We start from the raw sequence: 14,170 nt of genomic DNA, 5'->3' as shown, positions 1-14,170 counted from the left end.
CACAGGGCTGCGGCGTTTACTTGCCGCCAAGTTCCCTGCTGCGGCGGGCGGCCTCCTGTACTGCTTTCAGGACAGCGGCCTTGACCGCTCTTTTTTCCAGTGCTCCCAGCCCGGCTGTGGTGGTACCTCCGGGGGAAGTGACCATCTCCTTCAGCTGGGTGATATGACATTTTTCCTTGTGGGCCATATGGGCCGAGCCTGCAAAAAGCTCCAAAACCATCTCCGTGGCCTGGGCTCTGCCAAGACCCATATACACCCCGGCATCCACCATGCTTTCCATGAAATAGTATACATAGGCTGGACCGGACCCGATAAGGGCGGTAAAGGCATCAAAGGATTTTTCCGGAAGCACGTGCACCTGGCCCAGGTCCTGGAAAAGACCCTGAATAAACCCGGCCTGTTCCGGGGAAAGGGTGTCATCCTCCAGGCAGAGGGCGAACACGCCGCGTCCAACCAGGGCCGGAGTGTTGGGCATTACCCTGACCACCGGACAGGCCTTGTTGCTCCAGAAGGCAAGGTCTCCGGTTTTCACCCCGGCTGCCACTGAGATGAGGCATTTGGACCGGTCCAGGCTTGAGGATATTTCTGCCGCCACAGCGGGCGCAAGACCCGGCTTGACCGCCAGCACTACATAATCGCAGTCCCTGGCCAGCTCTGCAGGACCGGGCTGTTGCTTCAAGCCGCATTCACGGCCCAGGCGCTCCAGGCATGATTTGTCCGGATCATAGCCGTGCAGTTCGAGATCCTGCCGATGAGCAAGGCCCTGGACCATGGCCCCGCCCATATTGCCTGTACCGATAAGTCCAAGACGCGCTTTCATCTAACCCACCATCTCCATTTTACTGAAAAAATAGGCCATTTCCACCTGTGCTGTTTCCGGGGCATCAGAGCCGTGTACCGAGTTTTTTTCTATATCCAGGGCATAGGCCTTGCGGATGGTGCCTTCCTGCGCATTTTCCGGGTTGGTGGCCCCCATGATCTCCCGGTATTTGTCGATGCCGTTTTCTCCTTCCAGGATGCTGACGACTATTGGTCCCGAAGACATGTAGTCGGTAAGGCTGTCAAAAAAAGGCCTGTCCTTATGTACATCGTAGAAGCCCCGGGCTTCATCCTTGCTCAGGCGCAGCATTTTCATGGCCACGATTTTCAGGCCGCTGTCCTGAATCATTTTCATGATTGCACCCTGCAGGTTTCTTTGTACTGCATCCGGTTTGATGATGGAAAGTGTCCTCTGAGTCATTTTTTCTCCTTTTTATTTTAAGTATCTTATTTAATCTGCACTGGCTGTATGGCCGTCACTGGATGAGGAAACGGCCCGGATTCTCTGCTGAAGCAACAGTTCGTCCACACTGGCCATGTTTATTTTTGCGTCCCTGTTTTTGCTCCACTGTTGCAGGGCTTCAAGCGTTTCCGGATACGGGTGCCCTATGGCCACGGCCATGCCGTGCCTGGAAGCCAGCTGCTCCGCCTTCTGCAACTGGTAGGTAATGGCCTGGATGCTCCGGACATTATCCAGAAAGACATGGCGCTGCATGAAATCCAGGCCGGTTTCCCGTGCCAGACGCCGGGCAACGCTGTCTGGAGTGGTTACGCTGTCCAGAAAGAACATGTCCCTTTTTTCAAGCTCTTCAAAGACTACCTGCATTCCCTCGTAATGCCGGGTAAAGGCCGACCCCATGTGATTGTTCATCCCTGTGGCCTGAGGCACCTGCTCCAGGCTGTGCACAAGCTGACGTCTTATTTCCCGGGGGGTCATGTCCACAAAAAGAGCGCCCGGGCCCGGTTCTACTCCCCGGTGGTATGTATCCGGCTCCATGGGCATGTGCAGCATGACCTCGAAATCTTTTTTTGATGCGAATTCCGCTACTTCTTCCGTCTTGTGCAGGTAGGGAAGAATGGAGTATGTTACCGGAAAATTAAGTTCAGCGAGCTTCCTGGCAAACTCCAGACATTCTCCAAGATCGTCTATGATGATGACCAGACTGCCCGATCCCTTCTGCCTGTCCGGCTTTTGAATGCCCAGGTGCAGAACGTGAGTGGTATGTCCTGAAATGTTTATGGCCCACTTCTGACGCTTGGGATCCTGAGGCTTGATCTCCGCGTTGGCTACAAAGCTGTCCAGGACTTTTTCCAGCTGCCGGATGAACTGTTTTTGCCTGTCATCGGTATAAATAAACATTTCCTGGAAATTGAAGGGAGTGCCGTAAAAAAAACGGTTGTCCACGCGGTTGCGAAGGATATGGCCCTGATCCTTGCCCATCCTGTCCAGTACATTCAAAATGGCCATATCAGCCTCCCAGACTCTCTGCTCGAAACCGGTACCCACTTTTTCCTCGTAGGTAAACTTTCTGTCTGTGGCAGTCAGGGTCTTGCCGGGGTCAGAAGAAGTGTGGGTAACTTGTTCTTTTTTTTGAGCAAGTGTTTCTGAGCTGGTATCTGCAGACTGTTTTTTGGGAGGCAGAAGCAGGATTCCCAGTAAGGACACAAGGGTGATGACGGTTGCTGCACCCCAGAAAAAATATCCCAAGGGGAAATTTTTCCGGGGAGCAGCTTTTTTTTGGGAACCGGTTTTATTTTTGCCGGAGGAGGCCATGGGTCTTGTTGATCAGTTGTAGCTCAGTTCCTGTATTCTGGGCATGGAACGCAGCAGTTCCAGGGCCATGCGCAACTGGTTGTCCTCATCCAGCAGTTTCTGCACTTCCTCGGAATAGCGTTCTTCCTCGTCGTCAGGCCTTTCATCCGGCTGATCAATGTGAAACTGCATCATGGATTCCTGCATTTCCTGCTGCTGTTCATCTTCATCAACTGCATCAACCCGGTGGGGAATATGAATGTCCGGTGCTACACCTTCGGCTTCAATGGAGCGTCCGTCGGGAGTGTAGTAGTTGGCTATGGTCAGTTTGATGGCCGACCCGTCAGCCACGGGGAGGATGCTTTGCACCGAACCCTTGCCGAAGGTGGGCTCCCCAAGCAGCAGGGCACGGTTCCTGTCCTGCAGGGCCCCGGCCACGATTTCAGAACCTGAGGCAGATCCGGCGTTGATGAGGACCACCATGGGGGAAGTAACGTCCTCGGCGCTGCTGGTGGCTGAATAGTCCTTGCGCTGCGCTTCTTCGCGGCCCTGGGTATAGACGATGAGTCCGTCATCCAGGAAGATGTCGGAAACTGAAACAGCCTGGTCCAGGAGGCCTCCGGGGTTGTTTCTAAGGTCCAGAACAATGCCCTTGATCTCTTTTTCCGAAGAGTACTTGCGGATTTCCTCCTTGAGGTCTTCGGTGGTGGTGGCCTTGAAGTCAGTGATGCGCAGGTGCAGGTATCCTGATTCCAGTTCCTGGCTTTTGACTGAGTGCACCGGTATATCGTCGCGCACGATTTTTACTTTTTCAGGGCTCTGAGAGCCTTCAGAGAGGATGGTCAGTTCTACGGGCTCCCCCTTGGGGCCGCGGATTTTGTTTACTGCGTCTGTAAGGGCCATGTCCTGGGTGGGCTCCCCTTCAATTTCCATGATCACGTCCCCGGGTTCAAGACCTGCTTCGTAGGCCGGTGTGCCCTCTATGGGTGAGATGACCACAAGATTGCCGTCCCGGATGCCTATCTGGATGCCTATGCCTCCGAACTTGCCTTCAAAATCCTCCTGCATCATCCTGAGCTGATCCAGGTCTACGTAGGAGGAGTGGGGATCAAGGTTGCGCAGCATCCCCTGGATGGCTCCCCGGATGAGATCCTCCCGGTCTTTTTCTTCTACATAGTTGTCTTCAATGAGATGCAGGACCTCACTGAACATTTTGAGGCTGTCCATATCGTTGTCCCTGGCCTGGCTGGTCCAGGGGGCAACAGTAAGGAGCAGCAGAATTGCAATTGTACCTATCAGGTGGTTTATACGCATTATTGCCTCCAGAATATTTTTGTTTGGGGTATGGCAAAGCATATCAAGCTTTGGTGATCAGCTGTTTTTGTGTATCATGTCAGCGCTTTGCATGTGGCATGGGGACTGGCTCTCCCCGCACTTATTTTTAAAACCCGTCAATCAGCCTACAGAAAAATAAGTGCGGGGGTGCCTGTCCCCTGCTTTCCTTAAAAGCGCTGACATGATACGTTTTTGTTAATTTTTTGCAGACACATCTCAAGGCTGGAAGAGCTGTCATGACTTGCTCAACCAGTCATCAGGATTAATAGGTTTTTGCTGTAAACGCAATTCAAAATATATGCCATGAGTATTTATTTCCGGGTAATATCCTGCCTTGCCGATGGTTTCACCCTGTTCCACATCCTGGCCTATGGCGACGGTGCTTTCGGACAGGTAGGCATAAAGCGAGTAGTAGTCATCTCCATGAAAAATAATAACCACTCTGCCGAAACCGCGCAAGGTATCATTATGCACTACTTTGCCCCATGAAATGGCCCTGACCGGTGCATTCTCCTCCAGGGAAATGCTCTTGCCGTTGTGGGGAGGGCTGTCCGAAGGACTGAAGGACATCTTGACTTCGCCGCTGGCAGGCCATGGCAGATGTCCTTTAAGTTCCTCAAATTCTCTTTCGGTAACCACCTTGAGACGGTAGTTCAAGGATTCGATTACATCCATGATTTCTTCCACCATCTCTTCCCTGGCCAGTTTTTCAGCCCTTATTTCCTGGAGTTCCCGGACAAATTTCAGCTTTTTTTCCAGCAGCCGGTCTTTCAGCGCGTTGACATCTCCAAGCTGATCCTCGAAATCCTCCTTGGCGCTCTGCAGATCAGCCAGCCTCCCCGTGATCTGCCTGGTCTGCTCATGCAGCCGGGCCAGGGTGATGTTCATTTCCTGGTGGATGGCCCTCAGCCATTGAACCTGACGGTCCATTTCGGCCCAGTCCTGCATATCGGCCAGTCCCTGACTGCGGCTTTCTATGTATATGGGCCACAGGTCGGCCATGATGTCTCGGGCCCTGGACCTGGTTTTGTCCCTTTCCCGGCTGAGATCCTGGTATTCCTGGAATATCCTTGCTTCCCTGGCCTGCAGGTCTGCCAGCTTCTCTTCCTGGTTTTGCAGATCCCTGGAGATTTCGTCCAGCCTGTCTTCAGTTTCGGCCAGCCGGGAATAGACTTCTCTTTCCCTGGTACTCAGGCGATCCAGGGTGCGTTTATGTTCGCTGACCTCTTCCCTGCGGCTTTCAATTTCGGATTCAATATCCTCGGGATGAGAGGCCGGAGCGGGCCCGGGGAGCATGATAAAACACAGCAGCAAAATGATCAGCAAAGAAAAGCCTGGAAGCATGCCTGCTGTATTTTTTATACCGGCAGGAGCCTTGTCAATGGTATTTAGAACTCCCGGGAAAAGATTTTTGTTCAAGAGATAAATAGTTGTCACCCTGGTATTTACTATAAATACGATCCCAGCGGACATCCGTCGCACCGGGGGTTGTTCTTGTTGCACCACTTTTTGCCGGTTCGCACCAGCAGGGCGTGGTATTCGTTGTATAGTGCCACATCCCTGGGCAGGCGGTCCATGAAAAAATCTCTGAGTTCATGATAATCGATATCTTCATGTACCAGCAAATGCCTGTTGAGTATGCGACTGGTATAGGCGTCCACTACAAAGCTTGGCTTTTCCAGGGCATACAGCAGGATACTGTCAGCTGTTTCCGGGCCTATGCCTTTTACCTGCAGCAGTTTGTCTCTGAGCTGCTGCAGGTCCTGGCTGGACAGATCCGGGAGATGATAAGCGCATTCCAGGCGCAGAAACTCCAGCAGATTCTTGAGCCTGCGGGCCTTTATCCTGAAATAGCCCGATGGCCTGATGAGTTCGGCCAGTAACTCGTCGTCCAGAGAGGCCATTTTTTCGGGGTGCAGCAGGTCGCGGCTTTTCAGGTTGTTAATGGCCTTTTGAACATTGGACCAGTTGGTGTTCTGAGTCAGAACAGCCCCCACGCAGATTTCAAAAGGAGTCTCTCCCGGCCACCACTGGCTTGGCCCAAGAGAAGCAAGGAGGGTTTCATAAAAGTGCATCAACAAGGTTGAGCTGCTCACGGCTGTCTTTCCCCCCGGCCCAGACCAGGGCCGACCATTCCTGCATATTCAGGCGGGCCGGACGGCCCAGGCCCAGAGCCTCGTATCTTTCTTCCACACTTGATGCCTGGTCCGTCAGGATCCCGGACAGAACAAGAATAGCGGAGTCGTCCAGGTGTTTGATGATGTCCGGGGCCAGCTGTTTCAGTGTGGAGGACAGTATGTTGCCCAGGATCAGGTTGAACTTCTGGTCAGGCCTGAGAGAGGAAAGGCCTCCCTCGCGCACCTCAAACATTTCCCCGACCCTGTTTATCCGTGTATTTTCCTGGGCATTTTCCACGGCTACAGGATCAATGTCCACTCCCAGCCCGCTCATGCCCAGCCTGGAGCAGGCAATGCCCAGGATGCCCGATCCGGTCCCCAGGTCCAGAAAATTTTGCCCGCTTTTCAAATACCCCAGATCCCATAGACGGGATACAGCCCGCAGGCAGAGGTATGTCGTGGCGTGATGCCCGGTCCCGAAAGCCATTTTGGGGGTGATGATTATGGGGACAGCCGCCTGTTTTTCATGTTGCAGCCAGTCCGGCAGAACCACAAATCTCTGGTCCACCTCAATGGGGGTGAAAAAGTCCTTCCAGGCATTGTTCCAGTCCTGAACAGGAACTGTTTCCTCCATGATCTCTATATGCGGGCACATTGACCGGGACACTTCTTTGAACCGGTGCCCGGCGTCCTCCTGGTGGAAATAAATGTCGAACACCAGGGCCTGTCCCGGAAGCTCCTCTTCCTCCCATCCCCAGGAAATGTGCTCGTACAAAAGGGATTCCAGAGCCTCTTTTTCATCCGGGCCGGCTTTGATTTTCAGTTTAAACATATTTTTTTATTATCCTTCCCGGGCACAGCTCCGGCACCGGCCTGGCCCTGAGCTTTTCATGCATGAGCATGTGGTGCTTGATTTCCCACATGTCCTGACGGGTTATAACAGCCGGGGTTAGAACTCCGCGGGGCAGCGTCTGCACGGCTTTTTTCAGGGAATCTCCGGCAACCCGTATCCGCCGCACCCACTGCGGGGTGAGGTCCAGACGTTCTGCTGTTTTTATGCCCGTGACACGGGCCTGTTGCATATGATTGCTGTCTTGCATGACCTGGTCAGTGTTTTTGCAGTACCTGCTCCAGGGCCAGAGCGAATTGCTCCAGGTCCTGCCCGGTTATTGTCAGGGGTGGCAAAAGCCTGAGCACGCTTTCCTGGGTCAGGTTGAGCACGAATCCCCTGTCAAGCAGGGCCTGCCATACATCCTTGCCCGGAAACTCCAGCTCAATGCCCAGCATGAGCCCTCTGCCCCTTACTTCCCTGATGGTGCCGGGGCATTTGCGGCCTGTTTCCCGAAAGCGATTTGCGGCCCACTGCCCCAGGTCCCGGCAGTAGTCCAACAGTCCGTCGCGCTGGATTATTTCCAGGGACTTGAGAGCGGCAACAGAGGGCAGTGGACCGCCTCCAAAGGTTGTCCCGTGACTGCCAGGACCAAAGGCCGAAGCGACTTCCTCCCTGGCCAGCAGGGCTCCCATGGGCAGGCCCGCGGCCAGGGCCTTGGAGGATGTAAACATGTCCGGCTCCAGGCCCTCCTGCTCAAAGGCCCACAGAGAACCGGTTCGTCCCATGCCTGTCTGGATCTCGTCCACTATGAGCAAAATATCCCGGCTTCTTTGAAGCTCGTTGATTTTTTTCTTGAATTCCGGAGACATAAGTTTTATGCCGCCTTCGCCCTGGATGCATTCAGCCATTATGGCTGCGGTGTTTTCATTCACCGCATCCTCCAGGGCCTGAACATCGTTTAAGGGGACATGTCTGAACCCTTCAGGAAGAGGGGCGAAGCCTTCCTTGATCTTGTCCTGGCCGGTGGCTGTCATGGTGGCCAGGGTTCTGCCGTGAAAGGACCCGGAAAAGGTGATGAGTTCATGGCGGTTTTCACCCCTGACCCGGCTCATATAGCGCCGCATTAGTTTTATTGCGGCCTCATTGGCCTCAGCCCCGGAGTTGCAGAAGAATACCTTGTCTAAGTGGCAGGTCTCAACCAGTTTTTCAGATAGAAGGACCTGTTCTTCCTGGTAAAAGAGATTGCTTGTGTGAACCAGTTTGCCTGCCTGGCTGCAGATGGCCTGCACGATTTCGGGGTGAGAGTGGCCCAGGTTGCACACGGATATGCCGGCCAGAAGATCAATGTACTCCCGGCCCTGAAAATCGTAAAGCCTGCAGCCCGAAGCAGTTTTCACCGCCAGAGGGTAGCGGGCGTAGGTTGGGCAGAGGTATTTTTCTGTTTTTTGCTCTAAACTGGTGTTTTCCATTTCTGTTACTCCTTGATGAGGCATCACTCTCCGGAATGACCGAATCCTCCGGCGCCCCTGGAGGTCCGGGACAGTTCCGAAACTTCTTCAAACCGGGCCTTGAACCAGGGCATGAAGATCAGCTGGGCTATGCGCTGTCCCCTGGCAACAGTCTTTGGTTCCCCGGAATTATTCAGTAATGAGACGATGATTTCCCCGCGGTAGTCCGGGTCGATGACGCCCACCCCCTGACTGACCACCAGTCCCTGTTTGGTGCCCAGGCCGCTGCGGGAAAAAACAAAGCCGGCCACAGAGGGTTCGTTGATCTCCAGGGCCACTCCGGCGGGAAAGGGATGTCTCTGCCCAGGGGCGAGGGTTATCTCGTTTTCCTGGATCCAGGCTTTCAGATCCACTCCGGCGGAACCGGATGTTGCATATTCAAGACCATTTTCACCAGGCTCGGAGTGGGGAAGAAATTTGATTTTGACGGTGATGTGGTTGTGCATATTCTCTTAATGTTTTTCAAGTTGATTCAATGGACTTTAGCGACGTCCTCTGACCTCTGACTTCTGACCTCAGAAAAAGATACCTGCTGAGGGTTTATCCTGCAAGGTTTAATTGAGCCTTGCAATTTGCATTGATGGGTGGCAAGACGGTGGCAAGAAATTAAGGGAGGTTGTCTGCGCCTGCAGACCCTTTTTAATATGGTAATGTTTACCGGACTATATTTCATTAAAAAAAGCGGAGGATATGCATGCGGCCATTAAAAGTATACAACGTCATACCCAGACTGCCCGGGGAGCTGGCCCCGCTGTGGGAGCTGGCCTTTAATTTCTGGTTTTCATGGAAACACGAGATCAGTGAGCTTTTCAGCCGGATAGATTATCAGCTCTGGCACAAGAGCGGGCAGAACCCGGTGAAGTTTTTAAATCTTTTGCCTAAGGAGACTCTGGAAGATCTGGCCGGAGACGAATTTTTCCGGGACAGGCTGCACCAGGTCAAGGCCAGCCTGGACAACTACAAAGCCAGCACCAAGACCTCCTTCGAATTTGAGAAAAGCGGTGGAGAACCGGTGGTGGCCTATTTCAGCGCCGAGTACGGCATAAGCCTTTCCCTGCCCATTTACTCCGGAGGCCTGGGTGTGCTTGCAGGCGACCACTTAAAGTCAGCCAGTGATTTAAACCTTCCCTTAGTGGCTGTCGGCATGTGTTACCAGAACGGTTATTTCCGGCAGTACCTCACCAATGACGGATGGCAGCAGGAGAGATACCCGGTCAATGATTTCGAGCAGATGCCCCTGACCCTGGTCAGGAACAAGGACGGCAGCCCCTTGACCGTCCAGGTGGACCTGGTGGAGCGCAAGGTCAGCATGCGGGTCTGGAAAGCCAATATCGGCCGTATTGATCTGTATCTTCTTGATACCAATATAAGCGAAAATGAACCCCAGGACCGGGAGATCACTGCCCAGCTTTACGGTGGTGACTGGGAAATGCGCATCAAGCAGGAAATCGTCCTGGGCATTGGAGGCTTAAGGGCCATGCATGCCATGGACCTTAATCCCAGAGTGATCCATATGAACGAAGGCCATTCAGCTTTTGCCGGCCTGGAGAGGATCAAGCTCTTCATGCAGGATCATGGCATGTCCTTTGAGGCTGCCACCGAGCTGGTGGCCTCAAGCAGCGTATTCACCACACATACTCCAGTGCCTGCCGGCAACGACCGTTTCGCCCCGGACCTGATGCATAAATATTTTGAGCCCTATGCCCGGGAACTGGGCCTGGCCTTCAAGGTCTTCATGGCCCTGGGCAGGGAGGATCCCCGGGACGACCAGGAGCATTTCTGTATGACCGTGCTGGCTTTGCGTTTGTCAAGGTTTAATAATGGGGTGAGCCAGCTGCACGGCACTGTTTCCAGAAACATGTGGAAGAAAGTCTGGCCCCAGTACCCCGTGGATGACGTGCCCATCGGAGCCATTACCAACGGCATCCATATCACCACCTGGATAGCCCCGGATATGTCTTATCTTTTCGACCGCTACCTGGGATCCGACTGGAGGGAGGACCCCGACTGCCAGAGGGTCTGGAAGCAATCTCAGGCCATACCCGATTCAGAACTCTGGAGAACCCACGAGCGGCTCCGGGAAAGACTGGTTGATTACGTGCGCTACAGGCTCAAGGAGCAGACCGTGGCCCGCGGCGGCAGACGCAGCGAGCTGCACCTGGCCGAGGAAGCCCTGGATCCCAGTGCTCTGACCATAGGGTTTGCCCGCAGATTCGCCACCTACAAAAGGGCCAACCTGCTTTTGACCGATGTCAAAAGACTTCTGGAAATCGTTAACCACGAAAAATATCCGGTGCAGTTCATATTTGCAGGCAAAGCCCACCCCAAGGACGTGGAAGGCAAGAAGATCATTCAGCAGATCGTGCAGCACGCCCGGGAGGCAGATTTAAGCCACCGCCTTGTTTTCCTGGAAGACTACGATATGGAGATTGCAAGCTACATGCTGCAGGGGTGCGATGTGTGGCTTAACAACCCCAAACGTCCTCTGGAGGCCTGCGGCACCAGCGGAATGAAAGCCGTGGCCAACGGGGTGCTCAACTTCAGTACCCTGGACGGCTGGTGGGACGAGGCCTATACCACGGACAACCGCTACGGTTGGGCCATAGGTATGGGGGAGAGCTATTCCGACCAGGAATACCAGGACCTTGTGGAGAGTCACTACCTTTACAACGTCCTGGAAAAGGAAATTGTGCCCACATTTTACGACCGCAGGCATGGCAGCCTGCCCACGGAATGGGTGCGCAAGATGAAAAACGGCCTGCGGGACCTGGCCCCGCAGTTCAGTTCGCACCGCATGGTTGAAGACTATGTGGAGACTGCGTATCTCCCGGCCTACAAGAACTTTATGGCCCTGGAAAAGAACAACTTTGAAAAGGCCAAGTCACTGGCGGACTGGAGAATGGAGCTTATGACCAAGTGGGGCAGCGTCCAGATCCGCAATGTCCGGGCAGCGGCTGAGGATGAGCTGTATGCCGGGGATGAAATAACCGTAAGTGCCGAAATAGATGTCAATGGACTGTCAACCGAGGACATCCAGGTGGAGATATACGCCGGTGATGTGGACATGGACGGCAGTTTCCTCAGCCGCAAGACGGTTCTCATGCAGCAGAAAAAGAAGCTTGATGACGGCTGGATCCTCTACGAGGGTAAACTGGAAACTTTCGAGACCGGGCGCTTCGGGTATACCGTGCGTATTCTGCCCTACCACTCCCTGCTTCTGGATCCCCACTGCCTGGGCCTGATACACTGGGCGTGAGGAGCATGGGGCATGGCGCACGGAGCATGGGGCATGGGGCATGGGGTATGGGGCATGGTTAGAGCCCCGGTGAAACTCCTGTCTGCGACAGGAAGCCCTCCACTTCCTTAAAGAGCATGCGTTCCAGAAAATACCGGGCAGACCTGCTGCTGCATGAACAGGGCCTGGCTGAATCTAAGGAAGCAGCCAAAAGGCTGATCATGGCCGGGCAGGTCTACCTGAACCTGGAAGACCGGGAAGTTCGGGTGGAAAAGCCGGGACAGGCACTACCTGAAGACTCGGTCTTAAGGGTGCAGCAGCCTGAGCGTTTTGTAAGCCGGGGCGGGGAAAAACTTCTGGGCGCTCTGGAAGATTTTGAAATCAGGGTTCAGGACAGGGTCTGCCTGGATGTGGGCGCTTCCACCGGCGGATTTACTGACTGCATGCTGCAGATGGGAGCGCTTCGGGTTTACGCCCTGGACGTGGGTACAGGGCAGCTGCACTGGAAACTGAGACAGGATCCCAGGGTGGTCTGCCTGGAACAGATAAATATCCGCAAGGCTCCGGCCTCCCTTTTGCCGGAAAAGGTCCACCTGGCCGCCATAGACTGCTCCTTTATCTCTCTTAAGCAGGTTATGCCCTGCGTGATGCCTTTTCTGCAGCAGGAGGCGCTGGTCATCGCCCTGGTCAAGCCCCAGTTTGAAGTGGGCAGGGGGCAGACCGTAAAGGGAGTGGTCAGATCTTTCGAGGCTGCAAGCAAGGCTGTGCAGGGGGTGATTGATGCAGTCACCAAAGAACTGGATCTTGTGCTTAATGGCTGGACTCTTTCCAGGATAAAGGGGCCCAGGGGCAACCAGGAGCATCTGGTCTGCTTTCGCCACGAGTCTTATACCCGTTAAACCCGCCATGAAAGATACTCCCAGAACAGACAGAAGAAAGCTAAGGATAAAGGATGTCCTTTGCAGAAGGCAAAGAGACCTGACCCTGGTCATGAACAATATCCATGACCCGCACAACGTTTCAGCCATCCTGCGCAGCTGTGACGCCTTTGCAGTCCCGGACGTGCATCTTTTATACGTGGGCCAGCCATTTCCGGAGGTGGGCAGAAAATCTTCGGCCTCGGCCCGCAAGTGGGTCAGGCGCATAAGACACAGGGATGCCGGGGAAATGGTGCAAAGGCTGGAGGGGCAGGGCCTTTGCCTGATTCGTACCGGATTCGGGCCGCAGTCCATATCCCTGCCTGAGTGGGACTTTACCCGGCCTACAGCTGTAATACTCGGAAACGAGCACAGCGGGGTCCAGGAAGACCTGGAACAGATGGTGGCCCAGGAAATATACATTCCCATGCAGGGCATGGTCCAAAGCCTGAATGTATCCGTGGCGGCGGCTGTTATTCTTTACGAGGCCTTCAGGCAAAGGCACCAGGCCGGGCTCCTGGAAGAAAGGGCTCTGCCCGGGGACAGACAGGATGAATTATACCATGAGTGGATTCAGAAATAAAAAAGGCAATATTTATCTTATCGGACCCAGGGCCAGCGGCAAGACCACGCTGGCTGAGGATATTGCCGGCAGGACAGGACTTAAGGCCGTGGACGCGGATAAGGCCCTGCAGGAGGAACAGGGGCAAAGCATTCAGGAGATAGTCTCGGGCCAGGGCTGGGAGTATTTCAGGGACCTGGAGAGCAAGTTCCTGCAGCGCACGGCCGGGTCCGGGCCCATGGTAGTAGCCACCGGCGGCGGGGTAGTGCTGGGAAGTGCCAACAGGGAACTGCTTAAAGATTTTCGGCATTTGACGGTGTATCTGCAGGCAGAAGCTGATCTTATCTGTTCCAGACTTGCAGAGGATCCCAAACCGGGACAGAGACCGGCGCTTTCGGATCTGGATTTCAGGGAAGAGATACGCGCTACACTGGAAAAACGCCAGAAACTTTACATGGAGTGCGCGGATATTGTCCTTGCTGCGGACCAGCCCCTGGAACTGCTGGCTGAAGAAGTTTACCGGGTCTATGTGGACAAAAAGCAGGAAGGGCAGTGAAAGGCGGGATTTTCCCGGATACAGCAGAGCCTGCAGGGTCCGGCTGTTATCTGCGTTCTCTCTTCAAGGACTCTATAGCCTTGTTCAGACACCATTTTCTGGATTTTTCAGGATTCCTGGACTGCTCCAGCTCAACAAGCCTGCGGGCCACATCTTCGCGTCCATGTACCAGGCCGAGAAGTCTTTTTGCTAGTTCCTGCTCTTTTTTCGAGCTTTTTTTACCTGTCTGCAGTCCAGGAAAAAACATTTCATGCATGCGTGCGGAGCGCCTGACCTTGATGCCCAGCAGTGCAAGTGCAATACCTAGAAGAATGGCCAGAGAGGCAATGGTCCAGAGGGTCATAATGGCTCAGCAGATGGCATATCCATCATTTTCGCATCTTCTGATGTCTGTTCATGGGTTTTCCCGAAGGCATTGGCAGATGTTGTTCATTGTTGCCTTAACAGGCTGGCTATCAGTGACAATATACTGTAAAAAACTGTCGGGCACAACTCAAAATCATGCTGCAGGGCTCCCTACAGGCAAGAGAAAATGT

Annotated in this window: 15 protein-coding genes; 4 read left to right on the top strand and 11 right to left on the bottom strand. The window is 54.0% G+C overall.

From position 1 onward, the window contains the following. Nucleotides 1-16: 16 nt before the first annotated feature. From proC to dut, 10 genes are all read right to left on the bottom strand, one after another. Nucleotides 17-820 (bottom strand): pyrroline-5-carboxylate reductase, encoded by an 804-nt coding sequence (proC, locus tag DTHIO_RS13655; RefSeq protein ID WP_008870852.1) that lies wholly within the window; start codon nucleotides 818-820, stop codon nucleotides 17-19. Next, a complete protein-coding gene (ndk, locus tag DTHIO_RS13650) occupies nucleotides 821-1,240 on the bottom strand; it encodes a nucleoside-diphosphate kinase (protein WP_008870851.1) in 420 nt (139 codons plus the stop codon). A gap of 30 nt (nucleotides 1,241-1,270) precedes the next feature. Further along, nucleotides 1,271-2,527 carry a divergent polysaccharide deacetylase family protein gene (locus DTHIO_RS19960; RefSeq protein ID WP_161598680.1) on the bottom strand — a complete coding sequence of 419 codons (1,257 nt, stop codon included), beginning with the start codon at nucleotides 2,525-2,527 and terminating at the stop codon, nucleotides 1,271-1,273. Nucleotides 2,528-2,605: 78 nt separating this feature from the next. Next, complete coding sequence (locus DTHIO_RS13640; RefSeq protein ID WP_008870849.1) at nucleotides 2,606-3,886, bottom strand: S41 family peptidase; 1,281 nt, start codon at nucleotides 3,884-3,886, stop codon at nucleotides 2,606-2,608. Between the two features lie 255 nt (nucleotides 3,887-4,141). After that, nucleotides 4,142-5,326 carry a murein hydrolase activator EnvC family protein gene (locus tag DTHIO_RS13635; protein WP_208596422.1) on the bottom strand — a complete coding sequence of 395 codons (1,185 nt, stop codon included), beginning with the start codon at nucleotides 5,324-5,326 and terminating at the stop codon, nucleotides 4,142-4,144. 29 nt (nucleotides 5,327-5,355) lie between these two features. Further along, complete coding sequence (locus DTHIO_RS13630) at nucleotides 5,356-6,003, bottom strand: endonuclease III domain-containing protein (protein ID WP_008870847.1); 648 nt, start codon at nucleotides 6,001-6,003, stop codon at nucleotides 5,356-5,358. Beyond that, on the bottom strand, nucleotides 5,969-6,856 hold the full coding sequence (locus DTHIO_RS13625) for a 50S ribosomal protein L11 methyltransferase (protein WP_008870846.1): 888 nt from the start codon (nucleotides 6,854-6,856) through the stop codon (nucleotides 5,969-5,971). Before DTHIO_RS13625 ends, DTHIO_RS13630 begins: the two co-directional genes overlap by 35 nt. After that, nucleotides 6,849-7,124, bottom strand: coding sequence for a hypothetical protein (locus DTHIO_RS13620; protein WP_008870845.1), 276 nt, complete (start codon nucleotides 7,122-7,124; stop codon nucleotides 6,849-6,851). The genes DTHIO_RS13625 and DTHIO_RS13620 overlap by 8 nt, the downstream gene beginning before the upstream one ends. Nucleotides 7,125-7,131: 7 nt before the next feature. Next, nucleotides 7,132-8,325 carry an aspartate aminotransferase family protein gene (locus tag DTHIO_RS13615; RefSeq protein ID WP_008870844.1) on the bottom strand — a complete coding sequence of 398 codons (1,194 nt, stop codon included), beginning with the start codon at nucleotides 8,323-8,325 and terminating at the stop codon, nucleotides 7,132-7,134. Nucleotides 8,326-8,348: 23 nt separating this feature from the next. Next, nucleotides 8,349-8,810, bottom strand: coding sequence for a dUTP diphosphatase (gene dut, locus DTHIO_RS13610; protein WP_008870843.1), 462 nt, complete (start codon nucleotides 8,808-8,810; stop codon nucleotides 8,349-8,351). 248 nt (nucleotides 8,811-9,058) lie between these two features. On the opposite strand from dut, the gene glgP reads away from it, so the two are divergent. From glgP to DTHIO_RS13590, 4 genes are all read left to right on the top strand, one after another. Then, nucleotides 9,059-11,620 carry an alpha-glucan family phosphorylase gene (glgP, locus tag DTHIO_RS13605; protein ID WP_008870842.1) on the top strand — a complete coding sequence of 854 codons (2,562 nt, stop codon included), beginning with the start codon at nucleotides 9,059-9,061 and terminating at the stop codon, nucleotides 11,618-11,620. A 116-nt stretch (nucleotides 11,621-11,736) separates the two neighbouring features. Then, nucleotides 11,737-12,498, top strand: coding sequence for a TlyA family RNA methyltransferase (locus DTHIO_RS13600; RefSeq protein ID WP_008870841.1), 762 nt, complete (start codon nucleotides 11,737-11,739; stop codon nucleotides 12,496-12,498). Between the two features lie 7 nt (nucleotides 12,499-12,505). Beyond that, nucleotides 12,506-13,099 carry a TrmH family RNA methyltransferase gene (locus tag DTHIO_RS13595; RefSeq protein WP_008870840.1) on the top strand — a complete coding sequence of 198 codons (594 nt, stop codon included), beginning with the start codon at nucleotides 12,506-12,508 and terminating at the stop codon, nucleotides 13,097-13,099. Beyond that, on the top strand, nucleotides 13,080-13,634 hold the full coding sequence (locus tag DTHIO_RS13590; RefSeq protein ID WP_008870839.1) for a shikimate kinase: 555 nt from the start codon (nucleotides 13,080-13,082) through the stop codon (nucleotides 13,632-13,634). The genes DTHIO_RS13595 and DTHIO_RS13590 overlap by 20 nt, the downstream gene beginning before the upstream one ends. A gap of 46 nt (nucleotides 13,635-13,680) precedes the next feature. Here the strand turns inward: DTHIO_RS13590 and DTHIO_RS13585 are convergent, their stop codons facing one another. Further along, nucleotides 13,681-13,977 (bottom strand): hypothetical protein, encoded by a 297-nt coding sequence (locus DTHIO_RS13585; RefSeq protein ID WP_008870838.1) that lies wholly within the window; start codon nucleotides 13,975-13,977, stop codon nucleotides 13,681-13,683. Nucleotides 13,978-14,170: the final 193 nt, after the last annotated feature.

This window comes from Desulfonatronospira thiodismutans ASO3-1 (assembly GCF_000174435.1).
In the GTDB taxonomy this organism is placed as follows: Bacteria; Desulfobacterota; Desulfovibrionia; order Desulfovibrionales; family Desulfonatronovibrionaceae; genus Desulfonatronospira; species Desulfonatronospira thiodismutans.
Note: the sequence above shows the minus strand (reverse complement) of the source record. Positions and strands in the feature narration are given on the sequence as shown.